Genomic DNA, 24,576 nt, shown 5'->3' on the forward strand with positions numbered 1-24,576 from the left:
GGCTTATCTCTCTTCCTTGTCGGCGTCAGGACGAGCGCCGTCGGGGTCGGTGGTGTCGATTCGGAGTGCTGCGAGCGCGGACCAGCGCGGGTCGATGACCTCAGGGGTCACACGCTCGCCGACGTCCGCCAGGCGCTCACCCGTCACCGGGTCCAGTCCTGGGCAGTCCGGTCGGCAAACCGGTCGGAACGGCAGTGCGAGCACCACCGCGTCTCGGATCACCGGTTCACAATCCACGTGATCATCGTGAACCTGGAGATCAGAATCCTCCGAGGCATCATACGCGAACAACTCGGTGAAATCGACCTCGACCGGCTCGGTGATGTCGATCAGACAGCGGCTGCACTCGCCGACGGCCTCGGCGTCGGCGTGGCCGGACACCAGGATCCCCTCGTGCAGCCCCTCGAGTCGGACCTCGACGTGGAGCGCCCCACCGACCGGTACGGCGACCTGTCCGGCACCGAACGGTTCCGCGAGCTCGACGTCGATGACGTGCTCGCGCATCTCGCCCGGGCGGTGCATGATGTCACGCACCGGCAGGGTGTACGGGGTGTTCACGAAGCCAGGCACGAGGATCGATCCTACCGCGCATCCCGCCCGAGAGCGAGCGCCAGCATGCGGCGCGCACCCGGTGCGGTGCGGGCAGGACGGCGGCGCCCGCCACCGACGGTCACCGCTCCGGGTCAGTGGGCCAGGGCCTCCGCCACGACCCGCGGCACGTAGGGCGAGACGTCCCCACCGAGCGACGCGACCTGCCGGACGAGCGAACTCGACACGTGCGAGCGACCGGGCTCGGGGACGACGAACACGGTCTCGACGCCCGCGAGGTCGCGATTCACGGCCGCCATCGGTGTCTCGTACGCGACGTCCGCGCTCGACCGCACCCCCTTGACGATCACGCGCGCACCGACCTGCCGGCAGTAGTCCACGAGCAGACCGGAGGACCACGACTCCACCCGGACGCCGTCGTGCAACCCGGCCTCGTCGAGCGCGGCGTCGATGAGCCGGACCCGTTCCGCGGCGTCGAAGAGGCTGCTCGTCTTGTCCGGGTTGTGCACGACGAGGACGTGGACCTCGTCGAAGATCGTGGCGGCACGCTGGATCACGTCGAGGTGCCCGACGGTGACGGGGTCGAACGAGCCGGGGACGACGGCGATCTGGGGCATGGACCGACCCTACCGACGCCGCCGTGTCAGTTCTTGCCGAGGAACGCCGCGTCGGTCTCGTCGAGGCGTCGGTCGAGCGCGGCCCGGAGCACGGCGTGGCGCTCGAGCGTCGGGTCCGCCGTCAACAGCCGCTCCGCCTCGCCCCGGGCATCGACGATGACGTCGGCGTCCCGCACGACCCGCAGGAGCGTCAGCGACGACCGGCCGCCCGACTGTCGCTCACCGAGCACGTCGCCCTCACGTCGGAGTTCGAGGTCGACGCGTGCGAGCTCGAACCCGTCGTCCGAGCCAGCCACCGCGTCCACGCGCTCGCGCGCCGGTGTGCCGTCCTCGGCGCTCGTCACGAGCAGACAGACGCCCGGGTGACCGCCACGCCCGATGCGCCCACGGAGCTGGTGCAGCTGGGACACCCCGAACCGGTCGGCGTCGAGGACCGCCATCATCGAGGCGTTCGGGACGTCGACGCCGACCTCGATCACGGTCGTCGCGACGAGCACGTCGACGTCCCCCGCGGCGAACGCGGTCATGGTGGCGTCCTTGTCCTCGGCGGGCATCCGGCCGTGGAGGACCGCGATCCGCCGGTCCCGCAGCTCCGGCATCGCGCGGATCCGCTCCGCCGTCCCGACGACGGTGGCAGGGGGACGACGAGTGGGACCCGTTGCGCCCGCGTCGGCCTGGACCGCGTCGTCGCCGGCTTCCTCGCCCTCCTCGACCGAGCCGTCCTCGATGGCCGGGCACACGACGAACGCCTGCCGCCCGGACGCCAGTTCCTCGGCCATCCGGGTCCAGATCCGGTGCTCCCAACCCGGGTGGTCCGCGAGGGCGACGGTGTGGGTCTCGACGCCGGCCCGCCCCGAGGGCAGCCCCTGGATCGTCGACACGTCGAGGTCGCCGAAGACGGTCATGGCGACGGTGCGCGGGATCGGGGTCGCGGTGAGGACGAGCACGTGCGGCGGGGTCCTGCCCTTGGTGCGCAGGGCCTCGCGTTGTTCGACGCCGAACCGGTGCTGCTCGTCGACGACGACCAGGCCGAGCTCGGCGAAGTCGACCCGATCGCCGAGGAGCGCGTGCGTGCCGACGACGAGCCGTGACCCGCCGCTCGCCGCCGCGAGGAGCGCCCGCTGCCGCTCGCGGGAGGACTGGGAACCGGTGACGATCACCGGCCGGAGCTCGGCGGCGAGGTCCGGTCCGAGGAACCGCACGATCGAGCGGAGGTGCTGCGCCGCCAGGACCTCCGTCGGTGCGATGAGCGCCGACTGGCCGCCGGACTCCGCCACCGTGAGCATCGCGCGGATCGCCACGAGGGTCTTGCCGGATCCGACCTCGCCCTGCACGAGCCGGTGCATGGGGTGGTGCTCGGCCAGGTCGGCGGCGATCTCCACGCCGACGGCCGTCTGGTCGTCCGTCAGCGTGAAGGGGAGGTGCCGGTCGAAGCGCTCGAGCACGCCAGCCGGCGCCGCGACCCGCGGCGTCGACGCGGTCGCCCGCGCGGCCAGGCGCCGTCGGACGAGCGCGGTCTGCAGCACGAAGGCCTCGCGGTACCGGAGCGCGTCCTGCGCGGCCTTCCAGTCGGCGGTCCGCTCGGGCCGGTGCAGGAGCTCGAGCGCGCGCCGGTGCCCGAGCAGGCCCAGTCGGGCGCGCACCGACGACGGCACCGGGTCCTCGAGCTCGGGCAACGTGTCGAGCACGACCCCGACGGCCTTGGCGATCTGCCACGACGACAGCGTCGAGGTCGCCGGGTAGATCGGGATCGGCTGTCGCGACCAGCGCATCGCCTGCTCGCCGTCGGCGTCGGCCGTGGCCCGCGGGTCGTCGGCGTCGAACAGCTCGTAGTCGGGGTGCGCGAGCTGCCGTGCGCCCCGGTAGTCGGACACCTTGCCCGCGAAGATGCCGCGTGCGCCCGCGACGAGGTCCTTCGCGCGCCAGCCCTGGTTGAAGAACGTGAGTGTGAGGATGCCGTTGCCGTCGCCGATGCGTGCCTCGAGGATGGACCCGCGCCGCTGCCGCATCGTCCGTTCACGGACGTCCACGACCTCGGCCACGATGGTCACGGACTCCCCCACCGCGAGCTCGTCGAGGGCCGTCAGCGCGCCGCGCTCGGCGTACCGCCGCGGGGCGTGCGCGAGCAGGTCGCCCACCGTGCGGATGCCGAACGCCTTCTCGAAGGCCGTCGCGGTGCGGCCGCCGAGCACCCCACTCAACCGTGCGTCGAGCGGGTCCGGGGTGACTGCCGGGGACGACGCGGACGCGGGACTGGCGGTGACCACGTCGCAACGGTAGTCGCTCCCGCCGACATGCACCGGGCCTCCCAGCCGTGCACGACGTCCGCTGGTGCCGATACGGTGTCGTGCGTGACCCGGATCATCGCGGGGGCCGCTGGCTCCACGACGCTGCGCGTGCCGCGGGCCGGCACGCGACCCACGAGCGACCGTGTGCGCGAGGCCCTGTTCTCCTCGCTCGACGCGCGGGGACTCGTCGCCGGCGCGGCGGTGCTCGACCTCTACGCCGGCACGGGCGCTCTGGGCCTCGAGGCGGCGTCACGCGGCGCGGTCGAGGTCGTGCTCGTCGACCGCGCAGCACCCGCGGCAGCCGCCTGCCGCGAGAACGCCCGGTCGGTCCAGCGGAGGACCGGCGGCGCCACCCACATCGACGTCCACGCACAGTCCGCGCTCGGGTACCTCCGATCCACCGGTCGCCGCTTCGACCTGGTGTTCATCGACCCGCCGTACGAGGTGGACGAGGACGAGATCCAGGCCGTGCTCGCGGCCCTCGTCCCCCGGCTCGGGCCGGAGGCGCTCGTGGTCGTGGAACGCAGCACCAGGTCGCCGCAGCCGACCTGGCCCGACGGCCTCCAGGCCTGGAGCAAGCGCACGTACGGCGACACCGTCGCGTGGGAGGCCGCGCCCGACATCACGGACTGACCCCGGCGCCCACCGCGCTCGTCCCTGGTGTCAGCCGACGGCGCCGTCCCAGCCCACGTACGGGTCCCACCCCTGCGTCGACACCGGGACGCCCCCCCGCGTCACGCCCGGCGCACCGGCCGCCGACACGACCGTCCCGATCCGCCGGAACCCGGCCGGGAGGCCCGACCCGCGTGGGAACGTCGCGAACAGTCCGTGGTCCTCACCGCCGTGCAGGGCCGGCCCCTTCGGGACCACCGACGGGTCGAGGTCGATCGTGACACCGCTGGCCTGGGCCACGCGACCGGCATCGATCGCCAGCCCGTCGGACAGGTCGAGCATCGCGGTCGCCCCGGCCTGGGCGGCGAGGACCCCCGCGGCGACCGGCGGACGGGGGCGACGCTGCCGCTCGACGCCCGGGTCCGTCCCCCCGGGCGAGGCCGCCAGGAAGGCCGCGGTCCGTTCGGCGTCCGGTTCGCCGCGGTCGTCGACCCCCTCCGCGAACAGCCGCGCGAGTCCCCGGGCCGCGACGCCGAGTTCACCCGCGACCGCGACCTGGTCACCCGCTCGTGCGCCCGACCGGAGCACCGGCGCCCGGCCCTCCAGGTCCCCGAACGCCGTGACCGTCACCGTCGCGGTCGCCGACGTCGACAGGTCGCCGCCGACCACGCCGCAACCCGGGGCGAGGGTGGCACACGCCGCCGCGAACCCGTCGGCGATGGCCTCGAGCACGCCCACCGGGGTCTGCGGCGGCACGGCCAACGCCACGAGCAACGCGGTCGGGCGCGCCCCCATCGCAGCGACGTCGGACAGGTTCGTCGCGGCCGCCTTCCAACCGACGTCCGTCGGCGAGGACCACGCCCACCGGAAGTCCGGGCCGTGCACCATCATGTCCGTCGTCACGACGAAGCGTCCGTCCGGCGCGGCGACGACCGCGCAGTCGTCGCCCGGGCCGAGCAGGGCGGATGCGGCGGACGGGAGCCGACGGGTGATCCGAGCGAGCACGCCGAGCTCGCCGACGCTGCCCACCGTGTCGTCGCTGTCGTGCACTCTCCGACCGTACCGCCCGCTCGGGTAGCCTGATGGCGATGCACTCCTCGCGCCGACTCCCCCGGGCACTCGGGGCGATCGCCCTGGCGGTCGGCCTCGTCGCGGCCCTCGCGGGCTGTGCTGACGCCGTCACGCTGACACCGGCGCCGGCGGCGAACTCCGCGGCCTGCGCCGCGGTCCAGGTGCGCCTGCCCACCACCGTCGAGTCGAAGCTCGCGATCCGAGCCACGAACGCGCAGTCCACGGCCGTCTGGGGCACCCCGGCAGCCGTGGTCCTGCACTGCGGCGTGCCCGTGCCGACCGTGTCCGACCTGCCGTGCTTCACCCTCGGATCGGTCGACTGGATCCGGGACGCCCGGAAGGACTCGATCGTCTACACGACGTTCGGACGCTCGCCCGCCGTGCAGGTCGCGCTCGATCCGACGGCGGCGACGAGCGACGTGCTGCAGGACATCGGGGACGCCGTGTCGACCCTGCCGAAGGACGGCCACGCGTGCCTCGACCCCTCGGACGTGGCAACGCCCTCCGCGCCCGCCACGCCGTCGGCGAGCGCCACCCAGGCGGGCTGACCGCCACGACCGGTCAGCGGACGGCGACCGCCCCGAGCTCGACGAGTTCGCGGACGAGGTCCGGGTAGGGCAGCCCGGACGCGGCCCAGCATCGGGGGTACATCGAGAACGGGGTGAACCCGGGCATGGTGTTGACCTCGTTGACGACGAACCCGTCGTCCGTGAGGAAGCAGTCGACCCGTGCGAGGCCCGAACCGGCGATCGCCTCGAAGGCGCGGGCGGCGATGGACCGGACCTCGTCGGTCTCGTCCTGGGACAGCGGGGCGGGACACCGGAGCTGCTCGTCGCCGCCGAGGTACTTCGCCTCGAAGTCGTAGAACCCCGCTTCGTCGACGACGATCTCGCCCGGGAGGCTCGTGCGCGGGGTGCCATCGCGCCCCTCGAGCACCGCGACCTCGATCTCGCGCCCGACGATGCGTGGCTCGACGATGACCTTGCTGTCGTGCTCGAACGCGGTCGCGAACGCCGCCGGGAGCTGCCCCGGCTCGTCGACCCGCGAGACCCCCATGCTCGACCCGGCACGCGCGGGCTTCACGAACAGCGGCCACCCGTGCGCGGCCGCTCGCTCGAGGACGTCGGCCTCGTCGGCGTCCCATTCACGGCGGAGGACCGTCGTCCAGGGCGCCACCCGGAGACCGGCGTGCTCGAGCACGACCTTCGACAGGTGCTTGTCCATGCCGACCGCGCTCGCGAGGACGCCGTCGCCCACGTAGGGCAGCCCCACCAACTCGAGGAGGCCCTGGACCGTGCCGTCCTCGCCGAAGGGGCCGTGGAGGATCGGGAACACGACGTCGACGTCGCCGAGCGAGGTGATGGATCCGTCGGCCTGCACCACCGCGAGGGCGCGGGAGTCGACCGAGTCCGGCCAGCGCACGCGGGTGCCGTTGTCCGGGACCGAGGGGAGGTCGGAGCCGCGTAGGGCCCAAGCGCCCGGGTCGTCTGACTGCAACGTGAACGCGCCCGCACGGGTGATGCCGACCGGCACGACGTCGAACAGCGAGCGGTCCATCGCGGCCATGATCCCGCCCGCGGTCACGCAGCTGATCGCGTGCTCGCTCGAGCGGCCGCCGAACAGGACCACGACACGGGTCCGAGCCCCGGCTCCGGCCGGCCGGGCGTCGATGGCGGTCGTCTGCGTCATGGGATCACTCGCCCTGGGGTTCGTCGGTCTCGGTCAGGTGCGGCGCGATGTTCCGCGGGTCGAGCCTACCGGCGAGCACCTCGCCCACCTGGCTGACGATGGGCATGTCGACGCCGTGGTCGGCGGCGAGCGCCAGGATCGGAGCGACCGACGCCAGACCCTCGGCGGTCTGGTTCATCTGCCGGACGACCTCGTCGTATCGGTAGCCCTGGCCGAGCAGTCGGCCCGCGGTGTTGTTCCGCGACAGCGGTGACTGGCACGTCGCGATGAGGTCGCCGAGCCCGGCGAGACCGGCGAGCGTCTCGGGGCGCGCACCGTTGGCGACCGCGAACCCGGTCATCTCCGCGAGGCCACGGGTGATGATCGACGCCTTCGTGTTCTCGCCGTAGCCGACACCGTCGACGATGCCGATGGCCACCGCGATGAGGTTCTTGAGCACGCCGCCGAACTCGGTGCCGATGACGTCGGTGTTGATGAACGACCGGAAGTACGGGTTCGTGGCGGTCGCCGCGACGGCGGTCGCGGTGTCGGTGCTCGTCGACGACACGACGGCCGCCGTCGGCTGTCGTCGTGCGATCTCGAGTGCGAGGTTCGGGCCGGACGCCACCGCGATCCGATCCGGATCGATGTCGAGGCCCTGCTGGAGGACCTCGCTCATCCGGAGGCCCGTGCCCTTCTCGACGCCCTTCATGAGGCTCACGACGGGCGCCTCGACGGGCAGCAGTGTCCGGACCGCCTCGAGGTTCGCGCGCAGGCTCTGACTGGGCACCGACACGTAGACCTGCTCGGCACCGTCGAGCACGCGGTCGAGGTGGTCCGAGGCGGTCAGCGTGCGCGGGAGGTTGATGCCGGGCAGGTAGTCGGAGTTCCGCTTCGTCTCGGTGATCTCGCGCGCGACCTCGGGTCGACGCGCCCAGAGCACGACGTCGGCCCCGCCCTCCGCGAGCACCTTGGCGAACGTGGTGCCCCAGCTCCCCGCGCCCAGCACGGCGACCCGTCGCGACTCGGCGCGACGGAGGACGACGTTGATGGCGGCGGTGTCGACCGCGCCGCGGCCTGGATGGTCGGGCGCGTCAGGCAAAGCGGCCGGTCTCGTTCTGGTTGTTCGCTGCCGGGTCCCACCGCTCGGCGGGTGCACGCTCGCCGCGCAGCTCCTCGACGAGCGCGGTGATCGCCTGCATGAGCTCGGCGGTGGCCTGCTGCAACAGGTGCTGGTCGAGCGGACGTCCCCGGTACGCGGAGAGGTCGAGCGGCTCGCCGATCGCGACGTCCACGCGCGACGGCGGGAAGAGCCGGAGCGTGCGCCCGTACCGCGGCATGATGCGCTGTGTGCCCCAGTGGGCCATGGGGATGAGCGGGACGTCGTTCTCGAGCGCGAGTCGGACCGCGCCGGTCTTCCCGCGCATGGGCCAGAGGTCCGGGTCGCGCGTGAGCGTGCCCTCGGGGTAGACGATGAGACCGCCGCCGCCCGCCACGAGGGCACGACCACCGGTGAGCGGGTCGCTGCCGCGGGTCCGTCCGGAGCGCTCGACGGGGACGTTGCCCATGCCGCGCATGAAGTACCCGAGCACCGGGACCCGGAACAGCGAGGCCTTCGCGAGGTACTGCGGGAGTCGACGGTGCAGCCACACGACCGTGCCGACGACGAGCGGGTCGATGTTCGTGTAGTGGTTCGGCGCGACGATGAACGGACCCTCGGCCGGCAGCCGCGTGCTCCCGTGCCACCGGAACCGCGCAGCGACCCGGATCATCGGGATGACGATCGACGCGACGACCCGGAACGCACCGTTCAGGTCGCCCCGGTGGAACCGCCGTCCCGGGGTGGGCAGGCCAGCGGTGACGACCTCGCGCCCGCCGCCCTGCTGCCCGCTCGTCGACCCCGTGCCGTTGTCCGGCACCGCGCCCTCACCCGGCAAAGTCGAAGTCCGCGCCGAGCTTGCGGAGCTTCGGGATGAAGTGCTCGTACCCACGGCTGATGATGCCGACGTTCGTGATGTGCGACTCACCGCTGGCGGTGAGCGCGGCGATGAGGTGGCTGAACCCGCCCCGGAGGTCGGGCACGCGCACGTTCGCGCCGTGCAGCGGCGTGGGTCCGGTGATCACCGCGGCCTGCTCGAAGGGACGACGAGCGACTCGACGGTCGTGGCCGGGCAGTCCCTCTTTGTGCACGACGATGTCCGCACCCATCTCGTTGAGCGCGTCCGTGAACCCGAACCGGTTCTCGTACACGGTCTCGTGCACCACGCTGCGGCCCTCGGCCTGCGTCAGTGCCACGACGAGCGGCTGCTGCCAGTCGGTCATGAAGCCGGGGTGGACGTCGGTCTCGATGACGACGGGCTTGAGCACCTCGACCTCGCGGTAGAAGCGGATGCCGTCCTCCTGGATGTCGAACCCGCCGCCCACCTTGCGGAAGACGTTGAGGAAGGTCATGAGGTCCTGCTGCTTGGCACCCTCGACGAAGATGTCACCGTTCGTGGCGAGTGCGGCGGCGGCCCAGCTGGCGGCCTCGTTGCGGTCGTTGATCGCCCGGTGCGTGTACCCGCGCAGCTTCTCGACGCCCTCGATGAAGATCGTCCGGTTCGGCTCGACGGAGACGACGGCGCCCATCTTCTGCAGGATCGCGATGAGGTCCATGATCTCGGGCTCGATCGCGGCGTTCCGCAGCTCGGTGACACCCTCGGCCAGCACGGCGCTGAGGAGCACCTGCTCGGTCGCGCCGACGCTCGGGTACGGCAGTTCGATGTTCGCGCCCTTGAGACCGTTCGGCGCCTCGAGGTGGATGCCGGCGACCTGCTTGTCCACGACGGCGCCCATCGCGCGGAGCGCGTCGAGGTGGAAGTCGATCGGGCGGTCGCCGATGCGGCAACCGCCGAGGTCGGGGATGAACGCCTCGCCGAGCTTGTGGAGCAGCGGACCGCAGAACAGGATCGGGATGCGGCTCGACCCGGCGTGGGCGTCGATCTCGGCGAAGTGCGCGCTCTCGACGTTCGACGGGTCGAGGATGAGCTCGCCACGGGCAGGATCGCTGATCCGGACGCCGTGCACCTCGAGCAGGCCCCGGACGACCTTGACGTCGCTGATGTCCGGCACGTCGCGGAGGATCGAGGGTGTGTCGCCCAGCAGCGCGGCCACCATCGCCTTGGTCGCGAGGTTCTTCGCGCCGCGGACCTCGATGCGTCCCACGAGCGGCTTGCCGCCGCGGATGACGATCTCGTCCGACTTGAGACCGACGCGAGCGCCTGCAGCCGCTGCGTCCTGTACGAGAGAGTTCACTTACTTCACCGGCAATGTCTCGGGCCGCCACGAGGCGCGGCGGGATTCGAACTCCGTGATCGACGGTTCGTCGCGGAGGGTGAGCCCGATGTCGTCGAGCCCTTCCATCAACCGCCATCGAGTGTATGCGTCGATCTCGAACGGGACGTCCACATCACCCACCGACACGCGCTGCGCGACGAGGTCGACCGTCGCCTCGACTCCGGGCGCGGCATCGATCGCCGCCCAGATGCGCTCGACGTCGGACTCGGTGACCACGGCGGTCAGCAGCCCCTGTTTGCCGGCATTGCCGCGGAAGATGTCCGCGAACCGCGGCGAGACGACCACCCGGAACCCGAAGTCCCGGAGCGCCCACACCGCGTGCTCCCGGCTCGACCCCGTGCCGAAGTCCGGACCGGCGACGAGCACCGACGCACCCTGGTACTCGGGACGGTTGATGACGAACTCGGGATCCTGCCGCCAGGCGGCGAACAGGGCGTCCTCGAAGCCCGTCTTCGTCACCCGCTTGAGGTAGACGGCCGGGATGATCTGGTCGGTGTCGACGTTCGCCCGACGCAGCGGTGCCGCCACGCCGGTCACGACCGAGAGCTTGTCCATCAGTGTTCCTCCTCGGGCTGCGCGACGCCGGCCTCGGCGTCGGCGACGGTCGTGCGGCCAGCGGCGACACCGACCGGCGTGACCTCGTCCACGGCACGCCGCGCGTCGTCCTCCTCGAGGTCCCACGGGCTCGACAGCGTGCCCCGGACGGCGGTGGCCGCGGCGACGAGCGGTGACACGAGGTGTGTCCGGCCGCCCTTGCCCTGGCGCCCCTCGAAGTTGCGGTTCGACGTGGACGCACATCGCTCGCCGGGGGCGAGCTGGTCGGGGTTCATGCCGAGACACATCGAGCAGCCGGCGAACCGCCACTCTGCGCCGAAGTCGAGGAACACCTGGTCGAGCCCCTCGGCCTCGGCCTCGAGGCGGACCCGCGCGGACCCGGGCACCACCATGACCCGGACGCCCTCGGCCTTGGTCCGACCGCGGACGATCGAGGCGAACGCGCGGAGGTCCTCGATGCGCGAGTTCGTGCAGGAGCCCATGAACACCGCGTCGACGGGGATCGCCTTCATCGGGGTGCCGGGGGTGAGGTCCATGTACTCGAGCGCCCGTTCGGCGCCCGCACGGGCGTTGGCGTCGGCGAAGTCGGCCGGCGAGGGCACGGTCGCCGACAGCGAGACGCCCTGACCGGGGTTCGTCCCCCACGTCACGAACGGCTCGAGCTCGTCGGCGTCGATGAACACCTCGGCGTCGAACACGGCGTCGTCGTCCGTCGCCAGCGTGTCCCAGTAGGCGACGGCGTCGTCCCAGTCCTGCCCGCTCGGGGCGTGCGCCCGTCCGCGGAGGTAGTCGTAGGTCGTCTGGTCGGGTGCGACCATCCCGGCGCGTGCACCGGCTTCGATCGACATGTTGCAGATCGTCATCCGGCCTTCCATCGAGAGCGCCCGGATCGCGCTGCCGCGGTACTCGAGGACGTAGCCCTGACCACCGCCGGTGCCGATCTGCGCGATCACGGCGAGGATGACGTCCTTCGCCGTGACACCGGGGCGCAGCGTCCCCTCGACGGTGATCGCCATGGTCTTGAAGGGCTTGAGCGGCAGCGTCTGCGTGGCGAGCACGTGCTCGACCTCGCTCGTGCCGATCCCGAACGCCATGGCCCCGAACGCGCCGTGGGTCGAGGTGTGCGAGTCGCCGCACACGACGGTGATGCCGGGCATGGTGAGGCCGAGCTGCGGTCCGACGACGTGCACGATCCCCTGCTCAGCGTCCCCGAGCGGGTGCAGCCGGACACCGAACTCCGCGCAGTTGCGCCGCAGGGTCTCGATCTGCGTCCGGCTCGTCGGGTCGGCGATCGGACGGTCGATCGCGAGCGTCGGCGTGTTGTGGTCCTCGGTGGCGATGGTGAGGTCGGGGCGGCGGACGGGCCTCCCGGCCTGGCGGAGGCCGTCGAACGCCTGCGGACTCGTGACCTCGTGCACGAGGTGGAGGTCGATGTAGAGGAGGTCGGGAGTGCCGTCCTCGCCCTTGACCACGACGTGGTCGTCCCACACCTTCTCGGCGAGCGTCCTGCCCATGACCTCGTGCCTCCCATGCGTGTGGTCGCCTGTCCTGTCGGACGGCGACCGGGTCGTCCGCGCACCCCGAGCGAGGTGCGCCTCCCGCGTGTCGCGGGCCCGGCGGGCGCCGGGTCCAGCGAGTCTACGCTCGCGTCCGGGCCCTCCGAGGCCCGTGGATGCCCGCAACCACGGGCCTCGAGCGTCCATTCCCGGTCCGATCCGCATGCTGGCGCGGATTGGTATACCAGCAGGACGACACCTGTCGTTCTTCTCCGTCTCGCGCGTCGTCCGGGCGTCCTCCCCCAGCACGCCCGGTGGGATGATGGACAGGACATGACGACGACCGAACGACCGCCCCACTCCGCCCGCACGATCAACATCGAGGGAGCGGCACGGGCCGCCGTGGCCGGCGGGGTCCCGCTCGCCGTGCTCATCGGTTCCGGTCTGTCGGGCTACGCCGCCTTCGCGCTCTTCGCCGGGTTCGCCGCGATCCCGGGCGCGCGGGAGCCCTACGGACGACGCGTCGTCACCGTCACCACCGCGGGCCTGCTGCAGGCCGCGTGCATGCTCGCCGGCGTCGCGATGAGCATGACCGGGGCGCCGCTCTGGGCCGAGGCGGTCGGACTCGCGGTCGTCCTCGTGGTGGCCGTCGGCACGCTCTCGGTCCTCCAGGCGATCCCCGCGCAGCCCATCTTCCCCGTGTTCGCGTTCGTCGTCTGCTCGCTCGTACCGGTGACCCCGGCCCAGCTGCCGGGCGTGGTCGGGATCGTCCTCGGCGCCGTGGCGTTCGCCTGGGTGGTGTCGATGGGCGGGTTCCTCGCCCGGGCCGTGTGGGGCGAGTCGATGCGCCACCTGTTCCGACCCTTCGTCGAGCCACGACGCCGGTCCTTCGCCGTGCTGCGGAGTCCCGCCCTGTGGGAGACCGTCGGCCTCAACCTGGTCGGCGCGCTCGTCGCCGGCGCGGTCGGCGAGGCGACGGGGCTGGGACACCCGTACTGGGCGGTGGTGGCGGTCGTGTCGACGCTCCCCGCGCTCCGGCAGCGGCACACGATCCAGCGCGCTGTCCAGCGCGTGGTCGGCACCATCGGCGGCACCGTGGTCGCCGTCGGCGTCCTGCTCCTGCACCCGACGGACTGGTGGATCGTCCTCATCGCGGTGCTCGGCCAGTTCTGGGCCGAGATCTTCGTCGCGCGGAACTACGCGGTCTGCCTGCTGTTCCTCACGCCGCTCGCCCTCGCCGTCTCGTGGCTCAGCCTCCCCGAGGCACCCGAGCGTCTCGCGGTCGAGCGGATCGTGCAGACCGCGCTCGGGGCGGCCGTGAGCGTCCTCCTGCTCCTGGCCGGGCGCGCCGTCGAGCGTCGCCGTGGCCGGCCCCTCGGTGCGACGAGCGCGATCCGCACCGTCTGACGGCCGGGAGCCGTCCGACGGCTGGGAGGGCCGGGGAACGACAGCGCGGCACTCCCGGCACCGGGGCCGACGGTTCGACGGCCGGGAGGGACGGGCCGCCCCGGCCCTCCCGGCCGTCGGGCCTATCCCGGCTGGACGTTCCAGTGGTCGATCACCGGGCGGCCGTGTTCGTAGCCGAGCACGCTGACCGAGGCGGTCGAGAGCGCGAGGACTGCGCCGTCCTGCGGCGCGAGTCGGATCCAGGCCGCACCGATCGCGCGGAGCACGTGCCCGTGCGCGACGAAGATCGCGTCCTGCCCCTCGGCGAGCACCGGTCGCGCCCGGTCGAGCACCCGTTCGGCCCGGACCCGGACCTCGGCGGCGTTCTCACCAGGGGTGTCGCCGACGGGGACGCCGTCGGTCCAGAGGTCCCAGGGCCCGTGCCGCTGCACCTTGATCTGCGGCGTGGTCAGTCCCTCGTACGCGCCGTAGTCCCACTCGAACAGGTCCTCGTCCGGCTCGGCGTCGACGCCGACGAGCCGCGCGGTCTCGCGCGCTCGCTCGAGCGGGCTCGACAGCGCGAGGGCGAAGTCGCGATCGGCGAGGAACCGCCCCGCGCGCTTCGCCTGTTCGATGCCGTTCTCCGTCAGGGGGATGTCCGTCCTACCGGTGTGCTGGCCGCTCTTCGACCACGCGGTCTCTCCGTGGCGGACGAGGACGAGTTCACCGGGGCGTTCCGAGGTCATGTGTTCCTTCCGAGGAGGAGGCCGAGCGCTGCGGCGCCGACCGAGACGACGAGCATGCCGATCCCGTTCAGCAGCGCGAGCCACGGATGACCGGCACGCACGAGCTGGACCGTCTCGACACTCGCCGTCGAGAACGTCGTGTACCCGCCCATCATGCCCGTCCCGAGCGTCGCGACGACCAGGCTCGGGAGCAGCCCGGCCGTTCCGAGTCCGGTGACGTACCCGAGGACGAGCGATCCGCTCACGTTGATGACGATCGTCCCGAGGGGAAGGGAGCGCGGCCAGTGCGCTCTGACGGCGCCGTCGAGGACGAAGCGGAGCACGGCGCCGACGCCGCCGCCGACCGCGACGAGCACGAGTTCGACCGTGCTCACCGACGTGCTGCCCCGGCGTCGGGGCGCGTCACCGCCGCGACCACCAGACCCACGACGACCGCGACAAGCCCCGCGACGACCGAGAGGAGGCCGTACCCCACCGCGGTGCCAGCGTGGCCGGTCCGGAGCAGCGTGGCCGCGTCGACCGCGAGCGTGCTGTAGGTCGTGAAGCCCCCGAGCACGCCCGTCCCGAACAGGAGCCGTAGGGATCGGCGGCGCCCCTCGTCGGAACCGCGGCGCGTCAACGCCTCGAGCAGGAGCCCGAGGCAGAACGCGCCGAGGACGTTGATGCCGAGGACCGGCCACGAGGCGGGACCGGACGGCAGGGCCGAGGTGATCAGCGCTCGCGCAGCCGTCCCGACCGCTCCGCCGAGCGCCACGAGGCCGATGGAGGGCCAGCGGAGATGCGGCGGACGGGTCGGCGCACCGCTCGCGGTGTCGTCGACCTCGACGTCAGGGTCGGACGGCAGGCTGCCACCGCTCGACGCGGGGGCGGCGCTCGGTCCGCCGGACGCGTTGGTCATGGTGCTCCCATCTGCTGGGCGCGTCGAGGACGCGCGATCGGAGACAGGGACCGTCGTCGCTCGACCGGCCGGTCGGCGAGGTTCGGGTCCGGCAGGCCCCACTGCCGGGTCGGAGACCCCTGGAGCGTACCAAGCCGGAACGACGGAATCCCCCGCCCGCGGGCGAGGGATTCCATGCGGCTGCCGTGCTGGTTCTGCAGTCACTGTGCGCGTGACCCCAGCGGGATTCGAACCCGCGTTACCGCCGTGAGAGGGCGGCGTACTAGGCCACTATACGATGGGGCCGTTCCGGCAACCAGAAGAGTATGACACAGGTCCGGGTCACGACGCAAAACGAGCGGCCGTCGGTGTGTCGGCCCGGCGCCGGGGCATACCGTGGGGCGATGCCCGACCCCGACCCCGACGACCGCGCCGAGTCCATCGAGGGCGAAGGGCGCATCGGGGGCACCGCCACCATCGGGGGCACCGACCGTCGCGCGCTCGCCCGGTCCGCCGGCGCCCCTCCGACGGGCGCCGTCGCCCGCGTCGGGCTCTCCGGGTGGCAGTACGACGGCTGGCGGGGCGACTTCTACCCGCAGCGCCTCGCCAAGCGCCGCTGGCTCGAGTACGTCGGCGATCGGTTCCCGACCGTGGAGCTCAACGGCTCGTTCTACTCGCTGCAGCGTCCCGAGCGGTACCAGGCGTGGCGGCACGCCGTCCCCGACGGCTTCGTCTTCGCCGTGAAGGGCGGGCGCTACCTCACCCACATGCTGCACCTGCGGAACGTGCACAAGGCGCTCGCGAACTTCATGGCGTCGGGCGTCCTCGAGCTCGAGGACCGGCTCGGGCCCGTCCTCTGGCAGCTCCCCGCGGCCTTCGCCCCCACCCCCGACGTCCTCGACGCCTTCCTCGACCAGCTGCCCACGACCTTCGACGCCGCACGGGCGCTCGCCGACGACCACGACGCGAAGGTGCGCGCGTCGGACAGCGTGCCCGGTTCCGACGGCGACGGTGACGGTCGATCCGGGGACGGCACGCCGGGCGAGCGGGTCATCCGTCACGCGCTCGAGGTCCGCACCCCCGCCGCCGTGACGCCGGACCACCTCGCGGTGCTCCGCCAGCACCGGGTGGCGTTGGTGGACAGCGACGCCGGTACGGCCTGGCCCCGCTTCGACGAGCCGACGACCGACTTCGCGTACCTGCGCCTGCACGGCAGTCCAGAGGTCTACCACAGCGGCTACGACGAGCACGCGACCGGGCAGTGGGCGCACCGGGTCGAGGAACACCTCCTCGCCGGGCGGGACACGTTCGTCTACTTCGACAACGACGCCGAGCGCCACGCACCCTGGGACGCGTTGGCGCTCGACGCGGCGCTCGCTGCGCGGGGTGCGGTCAGCCGGGAGGCACCGCACCGGCCCGGCGGCACCCTCGGGTCCTGACCGGGCGCGGTCGCGATCCGTCAGCCGCTCCCGCCGACGTCATGGGAGGCCTCCCGTCCGTCGTGCCCGCCGGTCCGGCGGACGAGCGCCGCGCGCCGATGCAGCAGAGCCGCGACGAGCGCGACGACGACGAGCAACGCGAGCGCCCATCCGAGCGCGGACCGCCCGGTGAGCTCGCACGTGATCGTCACGACGAGGAGGACCGCGCCGAAGAACCCACTGAACCCGATCAACGTGTCGGTCGTGTCCGTGGGGCGCGGCGGCCGCATGCGCGCCACGATCAGCCCTTGACGCCACCGGCCGTCAGGCCGGCGACGATCCGACGCTGGAAGACGAGCACGAGGATCACGAGCGGGATCGTGACGATCGTGCCCGCGGCCATGACCGCCGTGTACGGCTCCTGGTGGGGCTGGCTGCCGGCGAAGCTCGCGATCGCCACCGTCACCGGCTGTGTCCGGTCGCTCGAGAGCTGACTCGAGATGAGGTACTCGTTCCACGACGAGATGAACGCCAGGATCGCCGTCGTGAAGACCGCGGGAGCGGCGAGCGGCAGGATGACCCGTCGGAACGCCTGGATCCGCGTGCAGCCGTCGATCCGCGCAGCCTCCTCGAGGTCCCACGGCATCTCCCGGAAGAACGAGGTGAGCGTGTAGACCGTCAGCGGCAGCACGAACGAGATGCTCGGCAGGATCAGGGCCTGGTAGGTGCCCATCCAACCGACGTCCGTGAACAGCTGGAACAGGGGCGAGATGAGCGCCACGCCGGGGAACATGGACGCGGCCAGGATCGCGCCGGCGATCACCGACTTGCCGCGGAACTCGAGTCGGGCCAACGCGTAGCCGGCACTCGTCCCGACGAGCAACGCGATCACCGTCACGGTCCCACCGATGACGAGGCTGTTGCCGAGGGCACGTCCCAGGTGGTTGCCGAGTCCGGTGGAGAACGCCGTCCGGTAGTTCTCGAGCGTCACGTGGGTGGGCCAGGGCGTCGCGTCGAACGTGAAGCCGACGTCGCGGAACGACGTGACGACCATCCAGTAGAAGGGCAGGAGGCACCAGATGACGATCACGGCGGCGCTGATGCCCGTCCGGATCGCAGGACCTCGGTGCCGCTCGACCCGGATGGTCGAGGTGGTCGTGTCGCGATCGCGGACGGCGGCGCGGGCCCGTGGCGCTGCGATGGTCATCGGAGTTCACCCTTCTGCTGCGCGGCCTGCGTCTGCACGACGTTCGCACCGAGGAACCGGACGAACAGGAACGCCACGGCGAAGATCACGAGGAACGTGATCGTCGACAGGGCCGACGCGGAGTTGAACCCCTGTCGGATCTGCTCGACGACGAGGATCGAGAGCGTCGTGGTGGCGTTCCCCGATCCCCCGCCGCCGCCCGTGAGGATCGCCGGGAGGTCGTACAGGCGCAGCGCGTCGAGCACCCGGAACAGCACGGCCACCATGAGGGCCGGGCGGACGAGGGGCAGCGTGATGTGGAGGAACCGCTGGACCGTCGTGGCACCGTCCACCTTGCCGGCCTCGTAGACCTCCTCGGGGATGAGCTGCAGGCCCGCGAGGATGAGCAGCGCCATGAACGGGGTCGTCTTCCACGTGTCGGCGATGACGATCGCGAACCGCGACGACCACTCCCCGCTCGTCCAGAGCACATGGGTCCCGAGTACCTGGTTGAGAACGCCGTTGACGTCGAAGATGAAGTACCAGAGCTTGGCCGTCACGGCGGTCGGGATCGCCCACGGAACGAGCACCGCGGCCCGGACCAGCGCCCGCCCGGTGAACGGTCGGTTCATGATGATCGCCATCCACACCCCGATCACGGTCTCGAAGACGACCGTCACCGCGGTGAAGAAGAACGTGTTGCCGAACGACGTCCAGAACGTCGCGCCGAGGCTGCCGGGCGGACACGCGACCGCGCTCCCACCGGTACCGCACCGCTGTCCGAGCCAGTGCACGTAGTTGGCGACACCGGCGAAGCCGCCGCTGACGAACATCCCGGTCGCCTTGTCCAGGCCGGCGTCGTTCTGGAACGACTGCACGATCGCGCTCACCACCGGGTACCCGATGACGATCGCGAGCAGGAGCAGGGTCGGGCCGATGAGCCAGACGGCCCACCGGCCGTGCGCGGCGTTGAGACCGCTCCGTCCCCGACGTCGTGGTTCCATGCCCGACGGGGCCGGGATCGCGGCCGGGATCTCTGTTGCTGCTGACACGGTGGCCTCCTCGCCTGGTGTCGCTTCGTACCGGTCTCCGGACGGAACGGACGGGAGGCGCGGCGCGGCTCCGTCACCGCGCCTCCCGTCCGTCGGTCGGGAGGACCTGGAGGGTCAGTTCGAGTTCGACGCCGACTTGACCGCGGCCTGCATGTCCTTGAGTGCCTGCTGCACCGACTTCGAGCCCTTGAGCGCGGCGTACGCGTTGTCCTGGATCGCCTTCGTGACCGCGGGGTAGTACGGCGTCACCGGACGGGGTTCGGCGCTCTTGATCGAGGTGAGCAGCGTGGGCAGGTACGGCAGCTTCGACGTCAGGGTCGGATCCGTGTAGAGGCTCCCGACGACGGGCGCGAGGGACCCCTGCGTCGCGAAGAACTTCTGGGTCTCGTTCGACTCGAGGAACTCGAGGAAGTCATGCGCGGTCGCCTTGTGCTTCGAGTACACGCTGATCGCGGCGTTGTGACCACCGAGCGTCGACGATCCGATGCCGTCGGCGCCCGGGATCGGCGCGATCCCGAACGTGTCCTTGACCGTCGACGAACCATCGGTCTTCGCGAGGTTGTACACGTACGGCCAGTTGCGCAGGAACAGCAGCTTGCCGGACTCGAACGCCTGGCGTCCCTGTTCCTCCTGGTACGTGATCGCCTCCGCGGGGATGTCGCCGTCCTTGAACGCGGTGACGAGGTTCTGCAGGCCTGCCCGGGCCTTCGCGGTGTCGAGCGTCGGTGTCGAACCGTCCTTCGCGAGCACCGATCCACCGGCACCGTTGATCGCCTCGGAGGTGTTCACCGTGAGGCCCTCGTACTTGGCGAACTGACCCGCGTAGCACCCGATCCCGGCCCGCTCGGCGATCGAGCAGTCCTGCATCATGGCCGACCACGTCGTCGGCGGCGTCGTCACGAGGTCCTTGCGGTAGTACAGGAGCGCGCCGTCCGACGTCTGCGGTGCGGCGTACAGCGTGTTGTTGTACGTCGCCGTCTTCACCGTCGGTGCGAGCAGCTTCGAGGTGTCGATCCGCATCTTCCCCGTGAGCGGCGTCAGCCAGCCCTTCGCCGCGAACTCGGCCGTCCACACGACGTCGACGTCGACGACGTCGTACCCCGAGTCCTTCGCCTGGAAGTGCTGCACCAGGTCGTCGTGCTGCTGGTCGGCCTGGTCGGACTGCTCCTTGAACGTCACCTTCTCGTCCGGGTGCGCGGCATTCCACTTGGCGATGAGCGGGCGGACGACGTTCGAGTTGTCCTTGCCCTGCACGTACGTGATCGGCCCGCGGCTGGTCTGGCCCGAGGCCGCGTCGCCGCCACCCGAACCCGAGCCGGAACCGCCGCTCGAACACCCGGCCAACGTCAGTCCGATCACCGCGACGCCGGCCGCACAGACGATGCGCAGCTTCCCTCGTGTCCTGTCCACTGTCGTCTCCTCGTTGAGATCGCAGGCGACACGCCTGAGCAGGCCTCATTGCCCGCTGGTTCGGGACGGTACCCCCGGAAGGGGGAGGCGCGCACCCGCTCGGGGCGTCGCGACACCACATCGTTATCAACCCGCTGGACGCCGGCCCGACTCCGAGGACGAGGCTGGTGCGGGGTTGACTGAAGCGCTTCAGTCATCCACGCTCGGTCCACGGCGAACACCGCCACCCACCCCACTCGACGAGGAGTGCCATGCGCAGGACCACCACCACCACCACCACCACCACCACCACCGGGACCCGCGGGACCGTCACCCCCAGGAGCGCCAGGCGATGGTGCATCGGGGCCGCTGCCGCCATCACGCTTGCGGCGGTGCCGCTCGCACCGTCCGCTGCGGACGCGGCGACGGCAGGCCGTCCGGACCACGGACATCAGCAGCACCACGCCGTCAAGCACGGCCCGACCAGCGTCGCGTACGTCGAGGTCAACAACGACCAGCTCGCGAACGTCGGCCGCTACACGCTCGCCGACGGGGCGAACGCGTTCGACATCGGGATCATCTTCGCCGCGAACATCGACGACGACGGCACGAAGGCGCAGCTGTCGCTCAACGCCAACGTCCAGGCGACGCTCGACCAAGCCGCCACACAGATCCGGCCCCTGCAGGCGAAGGGGATCAAGGTCGAGCTGTCCATCCTCGGCAACCACCAGGGCGCCGGCATCGCGAACTTCTCCACACCCGCCGCCGCCGCGGACTTCGCACGGCAGGTCCGCGACGTCGTCACGAAGTACCGCCTCGACGGCATCGACCTCGACGACGAGTACTCGGACTACGGCGTCAACGGCACGCCGCAGCCCAACGCGCAGTCGATCGGCTGGCTCATCTCGGCGCTCCGGGCGGACCTGCCGCACAAGCTGCTCTCGTTCTACGACATCGGCCCGGCATCCACCAGCCTCGACGCTTCGAGCCCGCGCATCGGCTCGAAGCTCGACTACGCCTGGAACCCCTACTACGGCACCTACAGCGCCCCGGCGACACCCGGCCTCCCGAAGTCGCGGCTCTCCCCCGCCGCCGTCGACATCCAGAGCACCTCGATCGCGACCGCGCAGGCGCTCGCACGACGGACCGAGGCTGAGCACTACGGCGTGTTCATGACGTACGACCTGCCCGACGGTGACGACAGCGCGTACGTGTCAGCACTCACGCAGAGCCTCTACGGACAGGGTGCGACGTACCGCTGACCGGAACGGCCGAGTGCGACGCCCGGCGCAGGAGGGACGGTGGCGGCACCGTCCCTCGCGCTCGCCCCAGGAGATCGTGCCGTCGACGCGCCGGCACGCCCGCCGGGCGCTCGCGACTGTTCCCTGGAAAAGCAGCAGGCCCCCGATCGCTCGGGGGCCTGCTCGCTGCTGGGGTACCTGGACTCGAACCAAGAACAACTGAACCAGAATCAGCCGTGTTGCCAATTACACCATACCCCACTGGTCACGAGGCAGCCTCGGACCATGGTTCCGTGGTGTCCGGAACCGAGTGTCTACTGTACAGCATCCCGAGCAGGCCGAAGACCACGGACGAGGTCACGATGGACGGCAGCGGCCGTCACGGCGCCGGCGCCAGCCGCAACGATGAGCTGCTCGGGGCCGGGCGGGGTGACATCGCCCACGGCGTACAGTCCCGGGACACCCGTCCGGCCGTGCCGGTCGACCACGACGAACCCGTCCTCGTCGTGGTCCAGCCGCGTGTCGAGGAAGTCGAGATCGACGTGCCACCGGGGTCGCACGAAGCCGGCGACGCGCGGGACCACGACGCCGTCGACGAGCCGGACGCCCGTCAGTCCATCACGTCCGCCCTCGAGGTCGGCGATCGCCCGGTCCTCCACAGCCACCCCGGCGGCATGGAGGCGAGCGCGGTCATCCTCCGACAGACGGCCCACGCCGTTCGTGAACACGACGAGGTCGTCCGTCCACGCCGCCAACACGAGCGCGCGCTCCGCCAGGTCGTCGGTCTCCCCGATCAACGCCAGCGGCTGCCCGGCCTTCTCGTACGCGTCGCACTCCACGCAGCTGTGCACGCTCGTCCCGTAGTACGCACGGAGGCTCGGGAGGCTCGGGAAGCTCTCGCGGAGTCCCGTCGCCACGACGACGGCTGCACCGCGCGCCGCGACGGGCGTTCCCCGCCAGGCGCCCGAGACCACCCAGCCGCCAGCGTCCGCGTGGACGTCATCCACCACCGCCTGCGTGACCGTCGCCTCGGGGTAGGCCTCGACCTCCTCGCGACCGAGCTTCCGGAGCTCGAGGGGCGACACACCGTCACGGGTGAGGAACCCGTGCGACCGCAGCGTCGCCGCGTTCCGCGGGCGGTTGGCGTCCACGAGCAGCACCCGCCTGCGCGCGCGCACGAGGTTGAGCGCGGCGCTGAGCCCGGCAGGGCCGGCCCCGATCACGACGACGTCGTAGTCGTCCGCGGGGGGCACGTCGGGGCCGTGCGGCGCCGCAGGGGCGCTCCGCGGGGGCACCGCTCCCGCTCCGGGCGAATCCGTCACCGGTCGCGGAGCCGGCGGAGCCGGGTGAGCGTCGACGGCTTTCCCAGGATCTCCATCGACTCGAACAGCGGCGGACTCACCCGTCGCCCGGAGACCGCGACCCGCAGCGGACCGAAGGCGACCCGGGGCTTCAGGCCGAGCCCGTCGATGAGCGCAGCGCGGAGCGCCGACTCGATGGGCTCCGCGCGGAAGTCCTCGATCGCTTCGAGGGCGTCGATGGAGGCGTCGAGCACGGTCCGCGCGTCCTCCTTGAGGGTGGCGAGCGCGTCGTCCTCCATCGTGAGGTCGTCGTCCGCGACGAAGAGGAAACCGAGCATGCCCCGCGCATCACTCAGGACGTTCATGCGCTCCTGCACGAGCGGCGCCGCGCGCTGCAGCACGGACCGCTCGTCCGCCGTCACCGGGTCGCTCAGCACGCCGTCGAGGTACGGCACCAGACGGTCCGTGAAGTCTTCGACGGCGAGGAGTCGGATGTGGTCGCCGTTGATCGACTCGGCCTTCTTGGGGTCGAACCGCGCCGGGTTCGGGTTGACGTCCACGACGTCGAACGCCGCCACCATCTCGTCGAGGGAGAACACGTCCTGGTCCGCCCGCAGCGACCAGCCGAGCAGCGCGAGGTAGTTCACCAGCCCCTCGGGGATGAACCCGTTCGCCCGGTGGTGGAACAGGTTCGACTCCGGGTCGCGCTTGGACAGCTTCTTGTTGCCCTCGCCCATCACGTAGGGCAGATGCCCGAACCGCGGCACGAACGAGGTCACGCCGATCTGCACCAGGGCCTCGTACAGCGCGATCTGCCGTGGCGTCGACGAGAGCAGGTCCTCGCCGCGGAGGACGTGCGTGATCCCCATGAGCGCGTCGTCGACCGGGTTCACGAAGGTGTACAACGGCTTGCCGTTCGGTCGGACGACCACGAAGTCCGAGAACGATCCGGCGGGGAACGTGATGTCGCCCCGGACGAGATCAGCGAACCCGAGATCGCGGTCCGGGACCCGGAGACGGAGCGCCGGCTGCCGACCCTCGGCCCGGTACCCCGTACGCTCGGCCTCGGTGAGGTCGCGCTCGAAGTTGTCGTACCCCTGCTTCGGATCACGGCCGTTCGCGAGGTTCCGGGCCTCCATCTCCTCCGGGGTCACGAACGACTCGTAGACGAGCCCCTCGGCTTTGAGGCGCTCGATGACGTCCACGTAGATGTCCGACCGCTCGGACTGCCGGTAGGGGCCGTGCGGACCGCCGACGTCGATGCCCTCGTCCCAGTCCAACCGCAGCCAGCGGAGCGCGTCGAGGATCTGCTCGTAGCTCTCTTCGCTGTCGCGGGCCGCGTCGGTGTCCTCGATCCGGAACACGAAGGTCCCGCCGGTGTGCCGTGCGTAGGCCCAGTTGAACAGGGCCGTCCGGATCAGTCCGACGTGGGGCGTCCCGGTCGGTGACGGGCAGAAACGAACTCGGACGTCGGAGCCGGAGGCGGTGGTGAATGGCGCTGTCATGACGCCCCGATCCTACCGTGACGCCCGTCGGCCCCGACCGGAGACGACGAAAAGCCCCTGATCAGCACGCTCCTCGAGCGAGTGATCAGGGGCTTCCCTGACGTTGAGTCCGGCGGTGTCCTACTCTCCCACAAGGTCCCCCTTGCAGTACCATCGGCGCTGAGAGGCTTAGCTTCCGGGTTCGGAATGTGACCGGGCGTTTCCCTCTCGCTATGACCACCGGAACACCATCGATATTCACGATCATGTTCCGCAGTTGCTGCGGATGATCCCCGATCGCATA

General features: G+C 71.4%; 24 protein-coding genes, 2 tRNA genes and 1 rRNA gene. 5 read left to right on the plus strand and 22 right to left on the minus strand.

Annotated elements, in window-relative coordinates:
• Positions 1-3 precede the first annotated feature (3 nt).
• The 3 genes from DEI94_RS09735 to DEI94_RS09745 form a co-directional block, all read right to left on the minus strand.
• The gene (locus DEI94_RS09735; protein WP_111009304.1) at positions 4-558 is read right to left on the minus strand and encodes a YceD family protein; all 555 of its coding nucleotides are present in this window, start codon (positions 556-558) and stop codon (positions 4-6) included.
• A 125-nt stretch (positions 559-683) separates the two neighbouring features.
• A complete protein-coding gene (gene coaD / locus DEI94_RS09740; RefSeq protein ID WP_111009305.1) occupies positions 684-1,166 on the minus strand; it encodes a pantetheine-phosphate adenylyltransferase in 483 nt (160 codons plus the stop codon).
• 26 nt (positions 1,167-1,192) lie between these two features.
• Positions 1,193-3,433, minus strand: a complete 2,241-nt coding sequence (locus DEI94_RS09745) for an ATP-dependent DNA helicase RecG (RefSeq protein ID WP_111027170.1) — start codon at positions 3,431-3,433, stop codon at positions 1,193-1,195.
• Positions 3,434-3,517: 84 nt separating this feature from the next.
• Between DEI94_RS09745 and rsmD the strand changes: the two genes are divergently transcribed.
• Positions 3,518-4,087: a 16S rRNA (guanine(966)-N(2))-methyltransferase RsmD gene (rsmD, locus tag DEI94_RS09750; RefSeq protein WP_111009306.1), complete on the plus strand. Its 570-nt coding sequence runs from the start codon at positions 3,518-3,520 to the stop codon at positions 4,085-4,087.
• Positions 4,088-4,117: 30 nt separating this feature from the next.
• On the opposite strand, the gene thiL is transcribed toward rsmD, so the two are convergent.
• A complete protein-coding gene (gene thiL, locus DEI94_RS09755; protein WP_111027142.1) occupies positions 4,118-5,116 on the minus strand; it encodes a thiamine-phosphate kinase in 999 nt (332 codons plus the stop codon).
• 38 nt (positions 5,117-5,154) lie between these two features.
• Here thiL and DEI94_RS09760 point away from each other — a divergent pair, with 38 nt between their 5' ends.
• A complete protein-coding gene (locus tag DEI94_RS09760; RefSeq protein WP_181441838.1) occupies positions 5,155-5,685 on the plus strand; it encodes a DUF3515 family protein in 531 nt (176 codons plus the stop codon).
• Positions 5,686-5,698: 13 nt separating this feature from the next.
• Here DEI94_RS09760 and DEI94_RS09765 read toward each other — a convergent pair whose 3' ends face one another.
• Genes DEI94_RS09765 through leuC form a run of 6 tightly spaced genes read right to left on the minus strand, consistent with a single transcriptional unit; the run spans position 5,699 to position 12,210 of the window.
• Positions 5,699-6,826, minus strand: a complete 1,128-nt coding sequence (locus DEI94_RS09765; protein WP_111027140.1) for a D-alanine--D-alanine ligase family protein — start codon at positions 6,824-6,826, stop codon at positions 5,699-5,701.
• 4 nt (positions 6,827-6,830) lie between these two features.
• The gene (locus DEI94_RS09770) at positions 6,831-7,856 is read right to left on the minus strand and encodes an NAD(P)H-dependent glycerol-3-phosphate dehydrogenase (protein ID WP_111009379.1); all 1,026 of its coding nucleotides are present in this window, start codon (positions 7,854-7,856) and stop codon (positions 6,831-6,833) included.
• Positions 7,857-7,899: 43 nt separating this feature from the next.
• Positions 7,900-8,724 (minus strand): lysophospholipid acyltransferase family protein, encoded by an 825-nt coding sequence (locus DEI94_RS09775; protein WP_258378035.1) that lies wholly within the window; start codon positions 8,722-8,724, stop codon positions 7,900-7,902.
• 7 nt (positions 8,725-8,731) lie between these two features.
• Positions 8,732-10,099, minus strand: coding sequence for a UDP-N-acetylglucosamine 1-carboxyvinyltransferase (murA, locus tag DEI94_RS09780; RefSeq protein ID WP_111009310.1), 1,368 nt, complete (start codon positions 10,097-10,099; stop codon positions 8,732-8,734).
• Positions 10,100-10,696 carry a 3-isopropylmalate dehydratase small subunit gene (gene leuD / locus DEI94_RS09785; RefSeq protein ID WP_111027139.1) on the minus strand — a complete coding sequence of 199 codons (597 nt, stop codon included), beginning with the start codon at positions 10,694-10,696 and terminating at the stop codon, positions 10,100-10,102. It lies immediately after the preceding gene.
• Entirely contained in the window at positions 10,696-12,210 is a 1,515-nt protein-coding gene (gene leuC / locus DEI94_RS09790; protein ID WP_111013705.1) for a 3-isopropylmalate dehydratase large subunit, read from the minus strand. The genes leuD and leuC overlap by 1 nt, the downstream gene beginning before the upstream one ends.
• Before the next feature lie 315 nt (positions 12,211-12,525).
• On the opposite strand from leuC, the gene DEI94_RS09795 reads away from it, so the two are divergent.
• A complete protein-coding gene (locus DEI94_RS09795) occupies positions 12,526-13,599 on the plus strand; it encodes an FUSC family protein (protein WP_181435208.1) in 1,074 nt (357 codons plus the stop codon).
• Between the two features lie 122 nt (positions 13,600-13,721).
• Here DEI94_RS09795 and DEI94_RS09800 read toward each other — a convergent pair whose 3' ends face one another.
• From DEI94_RS09800 to DEI94_RS09815, 4 genes are all read right to left on the minus strand, one after another.
• On the minus strand, positions 13,722-14,324 hold the full coding sequence (locus tag DEI94_RS09800; protein ID WP_111027137.1) for a histidine phosphatase family protein: 603 nt from the start codon (positions 14,322-14,324) through the stop codon (positions 13,722-13,724).
• Entirely contained in the window at positions 14,321-14,698 is a 378-nt protein-coding gene (locus DEI94_RS09805; RefSeq protein ID WP_111027136.1) for a fluoride efflux transporter FluC, read from the minus strand. Before DEI94_RS09805 ends, DEI94_RS09800 begins: the two co-directional genes overlap by 4 nt.
• Positions 14,695-15,222 (minus strand): fluoride efflux transporter FluC, encoded by a 528-nt coding sequence (locus DEI94_RS09810; protein ID WP_111027135.1) that lies wholly within the window; start codon positions 15,220-15,222, stop codon positions 14,695-14,697. The genes DEI94_RS09805 and DEI94_RS09810 overlap by 4 nt, the downstream gene beginning before the upstream one ends.
• A 212-nt stretch (positions 15,223-15,434) precedes the next feature.
• Positions 15,435-15,507, minus strand: a tRNA-Glu gene (locus DEI94_RS09815).
• A gap of 98 nt (positions 15,508-15,605) precedes the next feature.
• On the opposite strand from DEI94_RS09815, the gene DEI94_RS09820 reads away from it, so the two are divergent.
• Positions 15,606-16,640, plus strand: a complete 1,035-nt coding sequence (locus DEI94_RS09820; protein WP_111027134.1) for a DUF72 domain-containing protein — start codon at positions 15,606-15,608, stop codon at positions 16,638-16,640.
• A gap of 20 nt (positions 16,641-16,660) precedes the next feature.
• Here the strand turns inward: DEI94_RS09820 and DEI94_RS09825 are convergent, their stop codons facing one another.
• The 4 genes from DEI94_RS09825 to DEI94_RS09840 all read right to left on the minus strand — a co-directional run bounded on the left by DEI94_RS09825 (position 16,661) and on the right by DEI94_RS09840 (position 20,267).
• Positions 16,661-16,909 carry a hypothetical protein gene (locus DEI94_RS09825; protein ID WP_111009318.1) on the minus strand — a complete coding sequence of 83 codons (249 nt, stop codon included), beginning with the start codon at positions 16,907-16,909 and terminating at the stop codon, positions 16,661-16,663.
• 11 nt (positions 16,910-16,920) lie between these two features.
• The gene (locus tag DEI94_RS09830; RefSeq protein WP_111027133.1) at positions 16,921-17,826 is read right to left on the minus strand and encodes a carbohydrate ABC transporter permease; all 906 of its coding nucleotides are present in this window, start codon (positions 17,824-17,826) and stop codon (positions 16,921-16,923) included.
• Positions 17,823-18,809, minus strand: a complete 987-nt coding sequence (locus DEI94_RS09835) for a carbohydrate ABC transporter permease (protein WP_111013701.1) — start codon at positions 18,807-18,809, stop codon at positions 17,823-17,825. The genes DEI94_RS09830 and DEI94_RS09835 overlap by 4 nt, the downstream gene beginning before the upstream one ends.
• A 162-nt stretch (positions 18,810-18,971) precedes the next feature.
• Positions 18,972-20,267: an ABC transporter substrate-binding protein gene (locus DEI94_RS09840; RefSeq protein ID WP_258378034.1), complete on the minus strand. Its 1,296-nt coding sequence runs from the start codon at positions 20,265-20,267 to the stop codon at positions 18,972-18,974.
• 251 nt (positions 20,268-20,518) lie between these two features.
• On the opposite strand from DEI94_RS09840, the gene DEI94_RS09845 reads away from it, so the two are divergent.
• Positions 20,519-21,508, plus strand: a complete 990-nt coding sequence (locus tag DEI94_RS09845; RefSeq protein ID WP_111027132.1) for an endo-beta-N-acetylglucosaminidase H — start codon at positions 20,519-20,521, stop codon at positions 21,506-21,508.
• A gap of 168 nt (positions 21,509-21,676) precedes the next feature.
• Here DEI94_RS09845 and DEI94_RS09850 read toward each other — a convergent pair.
• From DEI94_RS09850 to rrf, 4 genes are all read right to left on the minus strand, one after another.
• A tRNA-Gln gene (locus DEI94_RS09850) sits at positions 21,677-21,748 on the minus strand.
• Positions 21,749-21,801: 53 nt separating this feature from the next.
• Positions 21,802-22,740 carry an NAD(P)/FAD-dependent oxidoreductase gene (locus DEI94_RS09855; RefSeq protein ID WP_111027131.1) on the minus strand — a complete coding sequence of 313 codons (939 nt, stop codon included), beginning with the start codon at positions 22,738-22,740 and terminating at the stop codon, positions 21,802-21,804.
• A gap of 65 nt (positions 22,741-22,805) precedes the next feature.
• A complete protein-coding gene (gltX, locus tag DEI94_RS09860; RefSeq protein ID WP_111027130.1) occupies positions 22,806-24,293 on the minus strand; it encodes a glutamate--tRNA ligase in 1,488 nt (495 codons plus the stop codon).
• Positions 24,294-24,400: 107 nt separating this feature from the next.
• Positions 24,401-24,517, minus strand: a 5S ribosomal RNA gene (gene rrf / locus DEI94_RS09865).
• Positions 24,518-24,576: the final 59 nt, after the last annotated feature.

The organism is Curtobacterium sp. MCBD17_040, from assembly GCF_003234805.2.
Classification (GTDB): Bacteria; Actinomycetota; Actinomycetes; order Actinomycetales; family Microbacteriaceae; genus Curtobacterium.